The sequence below is a fragment of the Paenibacillus sp. 1A_MP2 genome (assembly GCF_052244825.1).
Classification (GTDB): Bacteria; Bacillota; Bacilli; order Paenibacillales; family Paenibacillaceae; genus Paenibacillus; species Paenibacillus vandeheii.
This window is the reverse complement of record NZ_JBQQCS010000001.1, coordinates 1,039,053-1,055,215: the sequence shown is the minus strand read 5'-3', so window position 1 is coordinate 1,055,215 and position 16,163 is coordinate 1,039,053. Positions and strand designations below refer to the sequence as shown.

General features: G+C 47.8%; 10 protein-coding genes, 5 pseudogenes and 1 riboswitch. All 15 genes and pseudogenes read right to left on the bottom strand.

Translation table 11 applies throughout. From position 1 onward, the window contains the following. Positions 1-33 precede the first annotated feature (33 nt). The 15 genes and pseudogenes from glyA to ychF all read right to left on the bottom strand — a co-directional run bounded on the left by glyA (position 34) and on the right by ychF (position 16,114). Positions 34-1,281 carry a serine hydroxymethyltransferase gene (gene glyA / locus ACTWJ7_RS05320; RefSeq protein WP_301880124.1) on the bottom strand — a complete coding sequence of 416 codons (1,248 nt, stop codon included), beginning with the start codon at positions 1,279-1,281 and terminating at the stop codon, positions 34-36. A gap of 38 nt (positions 1,282-1,319) precedes the next feature. After that, positions 1,320-1,913, bottom strand: coding sequence for a TIGR01440 family protein (locus tag ACTWJ7_RS05315; protein ID WP_301880125.1), 594 nt, complete (start codon positions 1,911-1,913; stop codon positions 1,320-1,322). Positions 1,914-2,052: 139 nt separating this feature from the next. Next, positions 2,053-2,134, bottom strand: a riboswitch (ZMP/ZTP riboswitch). A gap of 84 nt (positions 2,135-2,218) precedes the next feature. After that, positions 2,219-2,791, bottom strand: coding sequence for a low molecular weight protein arginine phosphatase (locus ACTWJ7_RS05310; protein WP_079350321.1), 573 nt, complete (start codon positions 2,789-2,791; stop codon positions 2,219-2,221). A gap of 123 nt (positions 2,792-2,914) precedes the next feature. Continuing rightward, positions 2,915-3,474 (bottom strand): annotated as a pseudogene (locus ACTWJ7_RS05305) (manganese efflux pump MntP). A gap of 133 nt (positions 3,475-3,607) precedes the next feature. After that, positions 3,608-4,120: a hypothetical protein gene (locus ACTWJ7_RS05300; RefSeq protein WP_079350320.1), complete on the bottom strand. Its 513-nt coding sequence runs from the start codon at positions 4,118-4,120 to the stop codon at positions 3,608-3,610. Beyond that, positions 4,092-4,568 (bottom strand): HipA domain-containing protein, encoded by a 477-nt coding sequence (locus ACTWJ7_RS05295; RefSeq protein ID WP_301880128.1) that lies wholly within the window; start codon positions 4,566-4,568, stop codon positions 4,092-4,094. The genes ACTWJ7_RS05300 and ACTWJ7_RS05295 overlap by 29 nt, the downstream gene beginning before the upstream one ends. 43 nt (positions 4,569-4,611) lie before the next feature. After that, positions 4,612-4,902, bottom strand: a complete 291-nt coding sequence (locus tag ACTWJ7_RS05290) for a hypothetical protein (RefSeq protein WP_301880129.1) — start codon at positions 4,900-4,902, stop codon at positions 4,612-4,614. A gap of 126 nt (positions 4,903-5,028) precedes the next feature. Beyond that, positions 5,029-6,224, bottom strand: a pseudogene (locus tag ACTWJ7_RS05285) (L-threonylcarbamoyladenylate synthase). A 240-nt stretch (positions 6,225-6,464) separates the two neighbouring features. Beyond that, positions 6,465-7,126 (bottom strand): annotated as a pseudogene (gene spoIIR, locus ACTWJ7_RS05280) (stage II sporulation protein R). Positions 7,127-7,393: 267 nt separating this feature from the next. After that, entirely contained in the window at positions 7,394-8,953 is a 1,560-nt protein-coding gene (locus ACTWJ7_RS05275) for a glycosyl hydrolase family 18 protein (protein WP_301880132.1), read from the bottom strand. A gap of 779 nt (positions 8,954-9,732) precedes the next feature. Beyond that, entirely contained in the window at positions 9,733-10,953 is a 1,221-nt protein-coding gene (locus ACTWJ7_RS05270) for an FtsW/RodA/SpoVE family cell cycle protein (RefSeq protein ID WP_301880133.1), read from the bottom strand. A 217-nt stretch (positions 10,954-11,170) separates the two neighbouring features. Then, a complete protein-coding gene (locus tag ACTWJ7_RS05265) occupies positions 11,171-12,391 on the bottom strand; it encodes an FtsW/RodA/SpoVE family cell cycle protein (protein WP_443145178.1) in 1,221 nt (406 codons plus the stop codon). A gap of 85 nt (positions 12,392-12,476) precedes the next feature. Beyond that, positions 12,477-13,360, bottom strand: a pseudogene (gene prmC, locus ACTWJ7_RS05260) (peptide chain release factor N(5)-glutamine methyltransferase). Positions 13,361-13,384: 24 nt separating this feature from the next. Then, the gene (prfA, locus tag ACTWJ7_RS05255) at positions 13,385-14,452 is read right to left on the bottom strand and encodes a peptide chain release factor 1 (protein WP_443145177.1); all 1,068 of its coding nucleotides are present in this window, start codon (positions 14,450-14,452) and stop codon (positions 13,385-13,387) included. 559 nt (positions 14,453-15,011) lie between these two features. After that, a pseudogene (gene ychF / locus ACTWJ7_RS05250) lies at positions 15,012-16,114 on the bottom strand (redox-regulated ATPase YchF). Positions 16,115-16,163 lie beyond the last annotated feature (49 nt).

The window sequence follows — 16,163 nt, the reverse complement described above, 5'->3', positions numbered from 1 at the left end:
CACCTCAAATACAAGCAGCACGTGCAATGTTTTTTAGTATTTAAGGTCAGTGTAGAGTGGGAATTGATCGGTCAGTGCAGTTACTTCCGCACGGGCTTCGTCCAATTTCGCTGCATCTTTAGGGTTTTTCAATGTTTTGGCAATAATCTTACCAATCGCCACCATCGCTTCTTCATTCATACCACGGGAAGTAGCGGCAGGTGTACCGATCCGGATTCCGCTCGTTACAAACGGGCTGGTCGGATCAAACGGAATGGCATTTTTGTTCACGGTAATGCCGATGGAATCAAGTACATGCTCAGCTTCCTTACCTGTGATATTCACGCTGCGTGTGTCGATCAGCATCAAGTGGTTGTCTGTACCACCGGATACGATGTTCAATCCTTCAGCAATCAACGTTTCAGCCAGCACCTGTGCATTTTTCACCACATTTTGTGCATATGTTTTGAACGAAGGTTGCAGTGCTTCACCGAAGGCTACCGCTTTGGAAGCAATCACGTGCATCAGAGGTCCGCCTTGGGAACCCGGGAATACCGCTTTATCAATCGCTGCTGCCCATGCTTTGCGGCACAGAATCATACCACCACGAGGTCCACGAAGCGTTTTGTGTGTTGTTGTTGTTACGAAATGCGCATGTGGAACTGGGCTTGGATGCAATCCTGCAGCTACCAGTCCTGCAATATGAGCCATATCCACCATGAACAAAGCGCCTACATCATTGGCGATGGAAGCAAGCTTTTCAAAATCAATGATACGCGGATATGCACTTGCACCTGCAACGATCAATCGAGGACGATGTTTGAATGCGGCTTTGCGCACTTCATCGTAATCAATCAGGAACGTATCTTCTTGTACACCATAAGCCACGAAATTGTACAGCAAGCCGGAAGCATTAACCGGGCTACCATGTGTGAGGTGTCCGCCATGCGCAAGGTTCATGCCCAGTACAGTGTCACCTGGTTTCAAAGCCGCAAGATATACTGCCATGTTCGCTTGTGCACCGGAGTGAGGTTGAACATTGACATGTTCTGCTCCAAACAGTTCTTTGGCACGGTCACGGGCAATGTCCTCAACGATATCGACATGTTCACAACCACCGTAGTAACGTTTGCCTGGATAGCCTTCAGCGTATTTGTTCGTAAGTACAGATCCAAGAGCCTCGATAACTGCTTCGCTTACGATGTTCTCGGATGCGATCAGCTCGATGTTGTTCTGTTGACGTTTCAGTTCAAAATTCATCGCTTCCAGTACTGCCGGGTCATTCTTGCGCAATTGTTCCATGATTAAATTCCTCCCTAAGTGAATTGGTTGAGTAAAAATTAGTCACAAAATGTCGAATCCGGTTGCTCTTCCATGCGATACACTGCGCGCTCGCCACCAATCAACTTGGGACGGGTCAACGCTGTAGTTACACGGGCATCACCAATGTAGCGGAGGGCTGTACGGAAAGGTACTGCCACATGCCGCAAGTGCATGCCAATCATCGTCTCGCCAATATCCAGTCCCGCATGGGCCTGCACATGTTCTGCCAAGCATGGATCGGTCAGCGAGCCATATGCTGCGGATGCCATGGAACCACCTGCTTTGGGCACAGGTACTGCACCCACTTCAGTCAATCCAAGACGTGTAAGCAGAGAACGCTCCATAACCAGTGCGCGGTTCAGATGCTCACAGCATTGGAATACAACATCAAAACCGAACTCCTGCTGCACCTCGCGTATACCCGCAAGGAGCTGCTGCGCCACTTCAACTGCACCGCTTGTACCAATCCGTTTGCCTGCGACTTCACTTGTACTTGTACCGATCACAACCATCTGTCCAGGTCCAAGCTGTCCGGCAAGCGCCAGTTCACGCAGTATGGATGCAGTCTGTTCATGCAATCCGGGTTGTTCCGAATCTAATTCAATAGTCATCCTATCGCCTCCCGATAAAATCATGCCTGGCTTCCTCTTGGCTGCCCTTCGTATTCTTGCATGGCATTTCAGGTACTATTATAGCGAATAATCAGATGAAAGACGAAAAAAAGAGCAGTCTGCGGGTAACGCAGAATTGCTCTTTTGCCCAGGCGACCGGCCGTTCGTTCCGGTGCTCCATTGTGGTTGTGCCCACTTCGTCGCCAGTTACACCGGATCCCTGTTTTCCCATTCATCATAAAACAACCTGCGTTTAAAATCAACGACTAATTTACATCCCATGTCCGTTTTAATAAGGCTTCCAATTACTCCAACTTGTCCAAAAGTCTGTCGAGCGCGGTCCGAATCTCTGCCGCGGCAATGTTGTAATCGTCGCGACTGCCGCCGAACGGGTCCGAAATGTCAAAGCTCGGAATGCGCTGCCTAATCTCGATCGCCCGCTCACGTTCAGATGCCAAAATCTCCTGACCGAGCGCACGTTTCATCTCCAATGTCGCAAACAGGCTGTCCAGTTCCTGAAGATCATTCAGGACTTGCTCGTCATTTTCCACGTATTCTTTCAAAGTATATGTCTTGTGTACCGAGTCAGGAAAAACCTGCATGACATGCTGTTTATGACTGCGTGTCAATGTGAGAATCAGATCGGCCCAGCCAACCAGGTTCGCGCTTAGAAGCGTCGAATGAGGTGGTCCCTCCACGTTGTGATCCCTTAATACGGCCTCCGCATGACGGGAAATCGGCATGCCCGTTGTTGCGGCTACACCTGCGGAACGAACGTCCACTTGAATGCCACGCTCAGACGCCAGTTTACGTAAAAGTCCCTCCGCCATGGGGCTGCGGCAAGTATTCCCTGTACATACAAACAAAATATGTTTCATTGTGGTTAGCCTCCCCATTTTGCAAATGTTGTCGAATCATGTTGAAACTCCATCTGATCCAATGAACCTCATACCTATATATTGAAGACTGCACTAGGCTGTAATTATAGTTAACGTTATATTTTAAAATATAAACAAAAGTCCAAAAGCGAGCAAGATTGCTCCGCCGACCGCTTCTCCATAATCCCCATGTTCTGGCTCACACGCCGTCCCAACAGCAGACCCATAACGGACATTAATCCACCGCATACGCCAAAAGCCAACACTGTTAACACCAAATCACTGCTGAACATGCCGAGCGAGACTCCAACGGAGAACGAATCCACACTGACACTCAGAGAGAATAGAATCACACCGAGCAGAGAGCGATGATCCACCAGTTTGGTGTCTCCCTCCCGGAAAGCGTTCAAAATCATATGGGCACCGAGCAGGACCAGCAAACCGCCAGCTGCATACGTCGTAATGTCACCAAGCAGGGAACTGACATATTTGCCCGTATACATGCCGATGAGCGGCATGATGATGTGAAACAGGGCCGTTACGGTACTGATTCGCAATACGTCTCTCAGACGAATGCCCTTCATGCCAATCCCGATGCCGAGTGAGAACGCGTCGAGTCCGAGTGCGACTGCCATGATCAAAATGGTTACCAACTGCCCTACATGGGCAGACACATCCCACATCCCCATACCCCCAAGTCACGTAAAGGTTCTTGTACACCATATGCGGACAAGGACCTAAACATAACCTGAGAATGTCTGTCTTCAGAACACGATAAAATATCGTCAATGATTTATGATTTGCTACAATACCTGCTTACTCAACCCATTTAATAGCCAATTCTTCCCTAGGTTCCTCAAAATCTTCAAAACCTTTAATTTTCTTTACAGGGTCTTGTAGTGTCGACTTCGCAGCCAAATCATTAAAGTTCTCAAAAGAAGCATGATAAGCGTTAATATTTTCGAATGAATCTTCCAGCTTGTCACTCATCCAATAAAAATCGTTTAAACTTATAGCATTAGTCTTCTTCGCAATTTCCCAAGGGTTATACGTGGACAAACCCAGCGATTCAAGTATTTGATTGGCTCCTTGACGTTCTTTCGGGAAAACACGCTCACTTAGCCAGAGTTTAATATCTTCGTAGCTTGGCTGTTTATCTCTGTCAATGTAGAGTTCACCCGAACTGGTGTGAGTGAGTTTATATAGTCCAAAGGGGTATCCCGCATCCCCTAATTTTCCTGCATCAACTGTTGGCGTATATTTTTTTCCATCCAATGAAAAATGTCCAATAACAACATTTTTATACCTGAGAAAATAAACCTTGGACATGTTTATACCTCCTAGCGATAAACTGCTTAATAAATTCTGCTCTGTCAAATGACATCAACGGAGCATATTTGTTAATTACAGCAATGACCTCTTCAATCGAAATATTAAGATTAATTCCTTGTAGGCTATCTTTATCTACTAAATCCAAAGCTCCACTCAAATTGGTAAAGGGTTTACCTATTGAAAATCCCAAAATTTCTTGACCATCGTTAGCAATATCAGAGCTACTAAACTCTGAACAAAAAGCAAGACCATGATCAAACAGCGGTGCAAAAGGAAATTTACCTTCTTTCCTATCCACTATGAATCCAAAATTTTTCTTATGCCGATCTGTGTTATGAATAATGTAATCAAATACAATCATCTGATCTATATTTTTCTTACCATCATCCAGACCCTCTGCCGTTAGTTCCTTATATAACTCTTTCCCCTTTTTGTCCGTAATCACATCACAGCTAGCAAATTCCTGGTGAGGGAGTTTGAAGGACTGACTAACAATGAACCACATTAAAACCTAGTAATTCACCTATTTCGCACGCTATCTTTTCTGAAAGAGGTTGATCTATAGAGAAGAAAGCGCCTCTGCTGTAACCCGATTTTACGTACAGAAGCCCTGATTTATCATGATGTATATTAAACTTTCTTAGTACGCCTAAAGAAGAAGGTGTTGAGGCTTGTATTTGTGTCGTCCTGGACTGCGGTATAGTAACATCAGCAATATGAAAATCATCTAGCTTGTATTCGCCATATTCTCTTATCCCCGAGCTCACTATAGAATCCACACGAATCCCCCTTAACTTTGGATTACAAACGCGTAGAATAGCCCTTTTCAAACCTTCATAAGGGAAAGACAGACTACACTTTATAGAATGATGAGCAACCCGTAAGTTAGGCACCAGTAGTATTAGTTAGTTTTGGTTACCGACCTGTATGAGTCGGTGACCTGCCGCCTTGAGCAGCCGGTTCATGACGGCTGCTCCCAGCCCTTCGCGCGAGCAGGCTTCAGCCACAATATATGTGGCTCCCTGCTCATCGCAGCTGCGCAGCGCAGCGTACAGCCGGCGCGCTGCTTCCTCCAGCTCGCTGGCTTCGCCCAGCGAGAACACGGCATCGGCGCGGTACTGCTCCGCGTGCTCGGCGAACGCCAGCACTGCGGTGTGCTCCCCGCGCTGCGCCGCCTCTGCGAGGGCGGCGCTGATCCAGGCCGCCACCGCTGCGGGCGGCCCCTCCACCACGCACAGCGCACCTGCGGGCGCGTAGTGCGTGTACTTCATGCCCGGCGAGCGCGGCGCCGGGCTGTCATCGCCACCGGGCCCCTCGGCGAGCAGCGCCGGGTCCGTGGCGACACGGGCGGCAACGGCGGACAGCTGTTCCGCCGTAATGCCGCCAGGGCGCAGGATGGTGACGGTACCGTCGTCACCGACCTGCACCACCGTGGACTCGACGCCCACCCCGGTGGGGCCGCCGTCCACGATGCCGCCGATGCGGCCTGCCAGATCCTCGCGCACATGTGCAGCGAGTGTCGGGCTTGGCCGCCCGGAGCGGTTGGCGCTCGGCGCGGCGACCGGGCATTCCGCCGCCGCGATCAACTGCAAGGCCACCGGATGGTCCGGCATACGCACGGCCACCGTATCCAAACCGGCGGTAACCCGCGGGATACCGCCCCTGGCCTAACCGGCAGCACGAGCGTAAGCGGCCCCGGCCAGAAGGCCGCCATGAGGGCCTCCGCTGTGCTATTCACTTCCGTGACCAGTGAATCCAGCTGGTCACGCTGTGCAATATGCACAATCAGCGGATTGTCTGAAGGCCGCCCCTTGGCTGCAAATACAGCTTCCACCGCTGCTGTGCTGCGAGCGTCAGCGCCCAGACCGTATACCGTCTCGGTCGGGAAGGCTACGGTCTGCCCTTGACGAAGACAGGCTGCGGCATCCTGCAAGTCAGCGAGGGCCTTTTTATACACACTTCCTTTGGCCGCATCTTCAGTATTCTCATTGGTTACCAATACATTGACGTCCCACATGCTCGTAACCATTTTCTCTATACTTCCATCTTTCTCCATGTCATTCATGAAAGACTGATGCAATCGTTCGTTCTCTCTAGTCATATATCCATCATTCCTAAACTTCAGTAAGGTAGTTTATGCAAGAAAACGCGCTTGCGCGCTGCCTTCTTCGCTTATATTTGCTGATTCCTGTAATTATAACATATCTGCTCTTTCCAAGGATGCGGTCAGAATTCTATCTAGCGATTAACATCACGGGGACTTTGACTCCAATCCAGAATAAGACAAAGGGGCACTTCCCTGAATCGAAGCCCCCTGATAAAGCCTATGTCTAGCAGCATGTTATGCAAACAATCCCGTTACCCAGTCCCACAATTTGACGGCCATATCCCACAGGAAGAAACGCGCTTCCGGTGTTGCTGCCTGTACAGATGCTTGTGCATCCCCAGGCTCAGAAGCAGCAGCAGCAGATGCTGTTGCAGGCTTCGCAAGTGCATCACCTGTGCCTGCATCTATGAAGCATAACGGTGGAAACAGCACACACCACCAGTTTTGCCCTTCACCTTTCCCCAGTGTTATCCGTACTGCTTCGTAATCTCCAGCAGGATATACGGTACCCCCATATAATTTGGTTGGAAAAGGAACAACCCCGAGTTCCACCTGATACGAATAGGTTAAGCCACGATTGGCAAGCTCTTCTCCACACGATCCTCAATTTCAGATAAATGCTGACGAATGACCCCACGTGCTTCATCCAGGCTTTGCGGATTCTCCAGTTGAGTTACCCACTCACCCATCTGAGCAACGACCGCGTCACGAATCTCGCGTTTGACCAGCTGATCTCCCGCTGCATCCGAGTTTGCGAGAATACGCAAGCGAATGGATTGTTCCGGAATTGCTGTGGCCGCCACAGCTGCATCGGTTTTCTGACCTTCCCACATCATTATGATCATCATAAGACATACAATAATAAGTCCAATTTGTTTCACGATTCTTCTGCTCATTCCGTTCTCCCCCTCGGCCCCTGTAACTCTCTCATGTCTATCAGTATGCCCGGAAGAGACCGAAGTAAACCTGCTAGATTACAAATCTACTAAAATTTAAATAGGATGGACAGACTTAAAACGAAAGGACCGTTAGCATGCCTTATGTCTGACGAAAATCAAAGAAGCGCCTGCCCATGGAACACTTGTCGGCTGGCACTTCCTTGATCCATCTCAATTCTAGCCTACCCTCTTGTTATCAAGCTGCATGGAGCTCTTGCTTCTCAGTTACTTATTCACCCGAAAAGCTTCCCATGCCCCGCCAACCGAATTGCGGCTTGCTACAAGCTTACCGCCATTATTCAGATCACAGGTCACATACAAGTTATTGGCGAGGGCTTGCAATGCAATTGTTCCATCACCCAAATCCACACGATTGAACTTCTCCCATTGCTGAATGGTTGTGGCTTTGGCGATCAGAGCACCACCCACGTTAACATCTGCTGTGACATATTTATTATTGATTTTGGACTTGAGGGACACCGTTCCATCGGAGTTAGTGATCCATTCAAAAAGCTCCCAGTCTCCTGCCGTTGTCCGATTGGCGACAAGCTGGTCATTGCCCTTATTCTCGGCGGAGACAATTTGCTGATTCGCTTGTGCAACCAAATACGCGTACCCGCTTGGATTTGGCGGCTGCACCGAACCACCACCTGTAACCTCTGAATATACGGCCTGAAGCAGCGCACCAGATCGGTCATTGCTGTACTCCCAGAACATGATACCACCCAGATTGCTGTTTTTCACATATTGTACCTTCAGGCTGAGCGATTGCGGGTCGTCATAGGAGATAAAGGTATTCCCATTAAACAGATATGGAGCTTGGGCACTGCTGTCCCAATACCGTGTATATCCGTTTTTATTCAAATATTGGCTGACAATCGTGTTGTAATCGGGTTCAAATCCACCGGAACCAGGTCTGTCCAGACCATTATTTGAATTCTGGACACCAGTCCAGGCCCGGCCGTAAAAGGCTCCACCAATGACCAGCTTGTTCGCGGGAACACCGCTGTTTCTGAATAGATTGACCGCAGACGTTACACTTATATCTCTACCGGACAAGTTCGTATGATGACCTGTGGTTGCGTCCCAGGTTCCATGAAAATCGTAAGTCATCAGATTGATCCAATCCAGCAATGGCGTGATATTATTGATTTCCACACCGTTCAGATAACTACTGCTCGCTCCTGCGGCAATAGTCAGCAGATATTGCTTTCCATTAATTTGTCCTTGAGCATTCAGCTTCTCACGAACCTTCGAGAGCAGTTGTGTGAAATTTTGTTTATCCTGCGGTCGTGCAGTTGTACCGGCAGCAGGGTTAGTAGGATATTCCCAATCCAGATCGACGCCATCCAGATTATTGGAGGTTACCAGTTGCACAATACTGTCGGCAAACGTTGTACGTGAGGCGTCTGTTAGCGCGGCGTCAGAGAAACCGTTAGCTCCCCAGCCACCGACAGACAATAACACCTTCAGGTCAGGGTTTCTGGATTTTAATCCAACCATGAGCTGCAGTTTGGTACGATCTGTATTGGTAATCGTCGCTTTGCCGTTGGAGATGAGCGCGAAGGAGTAATTGATATGAGAGAGCTGCTCTGCCTTGATATCATTCGCGGTCCAATTGGCCCACCCCGCCACATAAGCAATGATTTTCTTCGGGAGTGGAGCAGCCCCTGCCTTCTTGGCAGGACCAATGACAATCGTTGAAGCTATTAATGCTAAAGATAAAAACAAGAGCATGAACACTTTTACGATCGATGGGGCCTTACCAACTCGATTAATATTCATTTTCGAACGCTCCTTCGGGGTTTAAATTTTTAAATTCAGCAGCGTGGCCTATGACTGTATCCCACTTCACAGGAGGGCCGCGCCCTGCAATTCTCACCTCTTCCTTCATCAACGCCGCTGTGCATCCATACCTGTACGTGTTAACGCACATAGCTTCTCATCCTTTCTGCTTCAAATCAGAGAGAACCAAAATATAAGTAAGCGTTTACAATAAAATTGAAATCGATTTCACTTTTGAAGAATAAACAAGCCATCGACGTTCTGCACAGAACCAATAGATGATTTTATAGAATAGCAAACAAGCTATGATAAGAATGAATTATTGAACGTTGAACATTGACCTGGGAGGTATAAAGAATACAGGAATCTCCAATTTAGCTGACTTATTCTGATGATTTAGGGAAGAGTACACCAACGAATGACGAATACATTCGACTTAGCATGACTGAGTGCTGGGAGGGGGAGTTGTTTGATACTCATAGTTGACGTATTTATTACTGTCTGTCGTGCAGGGTTAAGGGTCTGTTAAAATACGTTTTAAATCTAGTTAAAATTAGGATAATACAGAATTGAAATATTTGTCAATAAAAATTAAATTTGGTATCCATCCAAGATTCAAAGATTACTTTACTTTTAAAACAAAAAAAGATCTTCACCTAGCTGCGCAGGCAAAGATCGGATAGCAAATAAATCATATACGGCTCCATTACATACTCCAACATCCTCTGAATGGGATGATGGATGTCCATGGCAGAATTGAATCATACCAAAGTTCAAAGTTACGCTGTTGTCTTTTCCTTTTTGACTATACTCCATAAGCGTTCCAGTAAGGTAGGTCTTTGTTCTCCCATAAAAAGCTCGTCCTCGTCTTCCTGACCATACAATTTAATGCTCATCACAAGCCCGATACATGCCATATTAATGAGCAACGAGGTTCCTCCGTAGCTTATAAACGGCAGTGTAATGCCCGTAAGCGGCATCAGTCCGAGGAAAGCACCAATATTTTCAAACACCTGATATAACAGCATGCCGATAATACCTACAATCACGACAGGTCCTGCCCGGTCTCTACAGTGGAAGGCGATTAACACCATACGATGGATGAGGATAAAATACAGTAAGAGCAGAACAGAGCCGCCTACAAAACCAAACTCCTCAGCAATAACCACAAAAATGGAATCCGAATACGTATACGGTACACGCCCCGATTGAACGGAAGTTCCCTGCATGTAACCTTTGCCTGTTATGCCTCCCGATCCTATGGCAAGACCGGCGTTTTTCGTATGCCACGAGGCCTTCGATGTGGCTTTATCCGGTACAAGCCAGGGATCAATTCGCTCGGCCCAATGCTCCCGGTTCGCCTTTTCCAGAAAGGTAAAAATCTCATCGTGATACGACGTATATGCTTTGACGAATCCAAAAAAGGATATTCCCACTATGGCAAGAGCAATTAATGCGTGCGACAGCTTGATATTCCCAATCCATAACACAGCAACCAGAATCACGATGTATCCGAGGGCGTTGCCCAGGTCATTCTGAATCATTACAAGTGCAAAGGGAACGAACGTCCATAAACCAATAGGCACGATGTCTTTCCAGAAACGAAGCGTAGAATTTTTTCTTTTGACCAATACATGCGCCAGAAACAGAATCAGGATCATTTTGAACAATTCTGCCGGTTGAAAAGAAAGATATTCATTAATCTTTATCCAGCCATTCGCATTATTGATAGGTCCGCCAACAAAATTGACAAGAATCAGCAGCACGATCCCGACTCCGTAAATATAAAATGCATATTGGATATACAGTTTATAATTGACCAATCCAATACCAATGATAGCTACGAATCCAATCCCGTAAAACAGCAAGGTTTTGATATGATGATTCCCAAGTTTCGGATCGGACTGAATGGCACTGTACACCGTAAACACACTCATAACCATAAGCAGCAGCAACACAAACAAAATAACCCCGTCCATCTTCTTCAGCATTCTCAGCATGTTCGCACCACATATCCTCCTGAGGCTCAACAACCCATTAATTTTTTCCAGTAGTCTTCAATATTACCATTGTATAGAATTGGAAGACAAATTGGAAACCTGCCAAACAAAATAACGAAAAACCCTGAAACCCACAGATCTATCTTGCTCCGATCTGTTGATTCCAGGGTTAACATATATCGTATTCTCTTGGAAAAGGTTCTTCCTTGAATAAAAATTACTGCTCCTGCTGTGTTGATTTGCGTCTAAATAGCTTCATGACCATTTCTGTAATGCCAGGTTGTTCAGCGGAACCCAGAATATCCTCGTTCTCTTCCGTGTGCACCTTGATACTCATCACAATCCCCATACTAATCATGTTGATCATAATTGAGGTACCACCTGAACTGATAAACGGCAACGTAATCCCTGTCAATGGCATCAGACCAATGAACGGACCAATGTTGACAAAGATCTGGTAGAGCAGCATCGCTATAATGCCGACAATTAGATATGGCCCTGCCCTGTCCTTACATTCCAGCGCAATCAGCACCAGCCTGTGAATAAGAATAAAGTACAGTAGCAGCAACACGGAGGCACCTATAAACCCAAATTCCTCCCCGATCTGTACAAAAATCGAATCGGCATATGCCAATGGCACCCGATTGGACTGAATCGTTGTTCCTTCCAAATACCCTTTGCCTGTAATGCCGCCAGAACCGATCGCAAGCTTCGCGTTATACGTCTGCCAGAGCACATCTCTTGAGGTCAGTTCCGGCACGAGCCATGGGTCGAAACGATCGGCCCAGTGCGAACGACCAACATCCTTCAGAAATTTCACAATCTCATCATGATAATGAATATAAGCCTGTATACCACCGATAAATGCAGCCACAGCAATAATAAAACCGATAAGGGCATGAGTAAATTTAATATTACCAATCCATAATAGTCCCACGAGAATGACCACATAACTTAACGCATTCCCCAAGTCATTTTGGAGTAATACGAGTAGTAATGGCGGCAGTACACAGAGTGAGATTGGAATGACATCACGTCCGAAATAAAGCGGACAATTCTTCTTGCGGGCCAAAAAGGCCGATAAAAACACAATCAGGCATAGCTTGAACAATTCAGCAGGCTGCAAACTGACTCCGAATATGGATAGCCAACCTTTCGCTCCGTAATATTCTTTACCAAAGAACATAACGAAAATGAGAAGCAGCATACCCACGCCATAGATATACAAATAATTTTTGATAATGAATTTGTAATTGATCATCGTCATCCCAAAAAAGACCACGAAGCCTAAAATATAATACAACACTGCACTTTTCGTGAGTCCCTCCAGCTTCGGTCTGCCAAAGGTGGTACTATAGATCGACAAAATACTGATGACCATCAGAATGAGCAATATAAAAACAATGGAATAGTCTATTTTTTTGAATTTATGCAGCATGTAGTTATGTTCCTCCAAGCATTCAGCAATCTTCGGTATATCTCATTGTAGAGGATTTCACGGCAAAAAGAAAACCCGTGGAACCTTACATTTTCGTCACCTGTTCCGAAGTGCGAACACCCAATACATGCCGTTCAATGCCTGCAAGGTCTGGGACGACGATAATTTCCGGCCAATATCCAGCTGATTCAAGCAGAGCTGCGATGTCCCCGGCCTGTCCCTGACCCAGCTCAAAACCAATGATCTGCGGCGGCGCAGGCAGCAGCGCAAGCTGCTCCACCATGATGCGGTACGGCCCCAGTCCATCCGGGCCGCCGTCCAGTGCCGTGCGCGGCTCATGATCGCGCACCTCGGGCTGCAACCCGGCGATATCTGCCGCCGGGATGTAGGGCGGGTTGGACACCAGGATGTCCACCCGTGCCCCGGCGAACGGGGCCAGCAGATCGCCTTCGCGGAAGTCGATCTGTACTCCGTTCGCGGCCGCGTTCCGCGCGGCCACTTGCAGGGCTGCCGCCGAGATATCTCCGGCGCCTACCTGCCAGCGCGGGCGCTGCGAAGCCATCGTCACTGCGATGGCTCCGCTGCCCGTGCCAATGTCGACGGCGAGCGGAGCGCCGCCGGGAAACACGCGGTCGGCTTCGCGCAGCACAGCCTCGACCAGTAGCTCGGTCTCCGGCCGCGGAATCAGCACGGCCGGCGTGACCTCGAACGGCAGCCCGTAGAATTCCTGGCTGCCGATAATGTACTGCGCCGGCTCACCCGCAGCCTTGCGCGTGATGGCGTCTTCCCAGCGGCTGCGAAGCTCGCTGGGAAAGGGCTCCGGCTGCATCATGTAATACTCGGCCCCTTCGCGGCCGAGTACATGTTCCAGCAGCAGCCGGGCATTGTTGTGCGGCTCGTACACGCCGCACTTCTCCAAAAAGAGGAAGCCTCCACGAAGGCTTCCCGACAGCTCTGTTCCGGCGTCATGACAAACTGCGCGCGGGTCACAGATTATTCTCCTCTATCCATCATATCCGTCTGCTCGGCAATCGTCAGTGCAGACACGATATCCGCAATCTCACCATTCATAATTTGATCCAGCTTGTGCATCGTCAATCCGATCCGGTGATCCGTAACACGGCTCTGTGGGAAGTTATAGGTACGAATCCGCTCACTGCGATCACCTGTACCTACTTTGCTCTTCCGCTCACTCGAAATTTTCGCTTCTTCTTCCTGACGCATCATATCGAAGATACGCGTACGCAGAACCTGCAATGCTTTTTCCTTATTCGAGTTCTGGGACTTACCATCCTGACACGTCGCCACAATACCTGTTGGAACGTGAGTTACCCGTACAGCCGATTTCGTCGTATTAACCGATTGTCCACCGGCACCACTGGAACAGAACGTATCTACACGGATATCTTTATCGTGAATTTCAATATCGAAATCTTCGGCTTCAGGCATAACCGCTACTGTCGAAGTAGACGTATGAATCCGTCCGCCGATTTCGGTTGTAGGAATACGTTGCACACGGTGTGCACCACTTTCGTATTTCAGTTTGCTGTATGCACCACGTCCATTGATGAGGAAAACAACCTCTTTAAAGCCACCCAAGTCGTTCGTATTCACGTCCATCAGCTCCACACGCCAGCCTTGCGTATCAGCAAAACGTGTGTACATCCGGTACAAATCCGCTGCAAACAGCGCCGCTTCATCTCCACCAGCCGCTCCGCGAATTTCAACGATGACGTTTTTATCATCATTCGGGTCTTTTGGCAGCATGAGAACACGAATCAGATCGTCCAGTTCTTTCTGGCGAGTGCTCAGTTCATCGATTTCCATTTTGACCATTTCACGCATCTCGTCGTCCAGCTTCTCGCCCTGCATTTCTTTTGCAGCTTCGAGATCCTGGCTTACCTGTTTGTACTCATTGTACGCTTCATAGGTAGGCTGGAGATCCGATTGTTCTTTGGAATATTCCCGCAGCTTCTTGTTGTCACTTGCTACATCCGGGTCACACAGCAATTCGCTGAGTTTCTCGTAACGGTCGGCTAACGCCTGTAATTTATCAAACATATATAGTCACCTCACGCATTATTTTCGTTCCAGCATTCATCATTCATTCGATCCTGATAGGCATTCATTTCATGCATCATCAGACCATTTATATTTCACAAGGCACGGAATTCACAGAAATCCCTGACTGAAAGATTCATTTTATGATCGACGTATAACATCGCTACAACGTCATCAAATCCTTTACTTTTAAGTTATATAAAAGAAATCGCGTACCCGGTTGAAAACCCGCTTCAACTCATTAAGCCGAGCGTGAAATTTAACATAGGTATACGACTCTTAATTATAGCATATTCTTATGCTTCTGGATAGCAATAGTTCACCGGGCAGACAACCATATTACTTTTATAACTAAGGCGAAACATAATGAATTCCCGTTATAATGTCTCATTTCCGCCTCCCTTGGCTTGCCTCATTTTTATTATATCCACCAATGACAAACAATCCAGCATAAGTAACGATCTGCAGCAGGATTAGAATATAAAAAAGCCCTGCGATCTTCACGGGAAGACAACAGGGCTTTTGGTAACGTTATATCTGATTGTAGATTGAATATGAATTAAACGTTGAAGCGGAAGTGCATAACATCGCCGTCGTTGACAACATACTCTTTACCTTCAAGGCGAAGTTGTCCACGCTCTTTGGCACCGTTCATGGAACCGGCTGCAACCAGATCGTCGTAGGAAACGACTTCTGCCGGATGAATCCGCGCTCAAAGTCTGTGTGAATAACACCCGCTGCCCCTGGTGCTTTCGTACCCTTGCGAATCGTCCATGCACGAACTTCCTGTACGCCTGCTGTGAAGTACGTGTACAGACCCAGCAATTTGTAAGCGGCTTTGATCAACAGGTTCAGACCGGAATCCTCGATACCGAGTTCTTCCAGGAACATTTGTTTATCTTCGCCTTCCAGCTCGGAGATCTCTTCTTCCACTTTTGCACTGATCGGCACAACTTCTGCATTTTCAGCAGCTGCAAATTCTCTTACTTTTTGCACATAGGCATTGTTCGCCACATCGCCGATTTCGTCCTCAGCTACATTGGCTGCGTACAGAACAGGCTTCAGGGTAAGTAGGTGCAGATCGCGCACGATCAGACGCTCGTCATCGGTAAGCTCCATGCTGCGTGCTGGCTTGTCTTCGTACAGAACAGCCTTCACTTTCTCCAGTACTTCCACTTCCTGAGCAGCTGATTTGTTGCCGCCCTTCATGTTTTTCTTGGAGCGATCGATTTTTTTCTCGACACTCTCGATATCGGCCAGGATCAGCTCCAGATTGATCGTCTGGATGTCGCTTACCGGGTCGATTTTGCCATCGACGTGTGTGATGTTCTCGTCTACAAAGCAGCGTACCACGTGTACAATCGCGTCTACTTCACGAATGTGGGCAAGGAACTTGTTACCAAGACCTTCGCCTTTGCTCGCACCACGAACAAGACCTGCAATATCTACAAATTCAAACGCCGTCGGTACCGTTTTTTTCGGTACAACGAGTTCTGTCAATTTGTCCAAACGCTCATCCGGTACTTCAACGATCCCCACGTTAGGGTCAATCGTACAGAACGGATAGTTTGCCGATTCGGCACCAGCTTGTGTAATTGCGTTAAACAGTGTGGATTTACCAACATTAGGCAGACCCACGATTCCAACAGAGAGAGCATTTATATAACCATCCTTTACTTGTGAATTCAGTCAGGTTTCATTTTACAACACA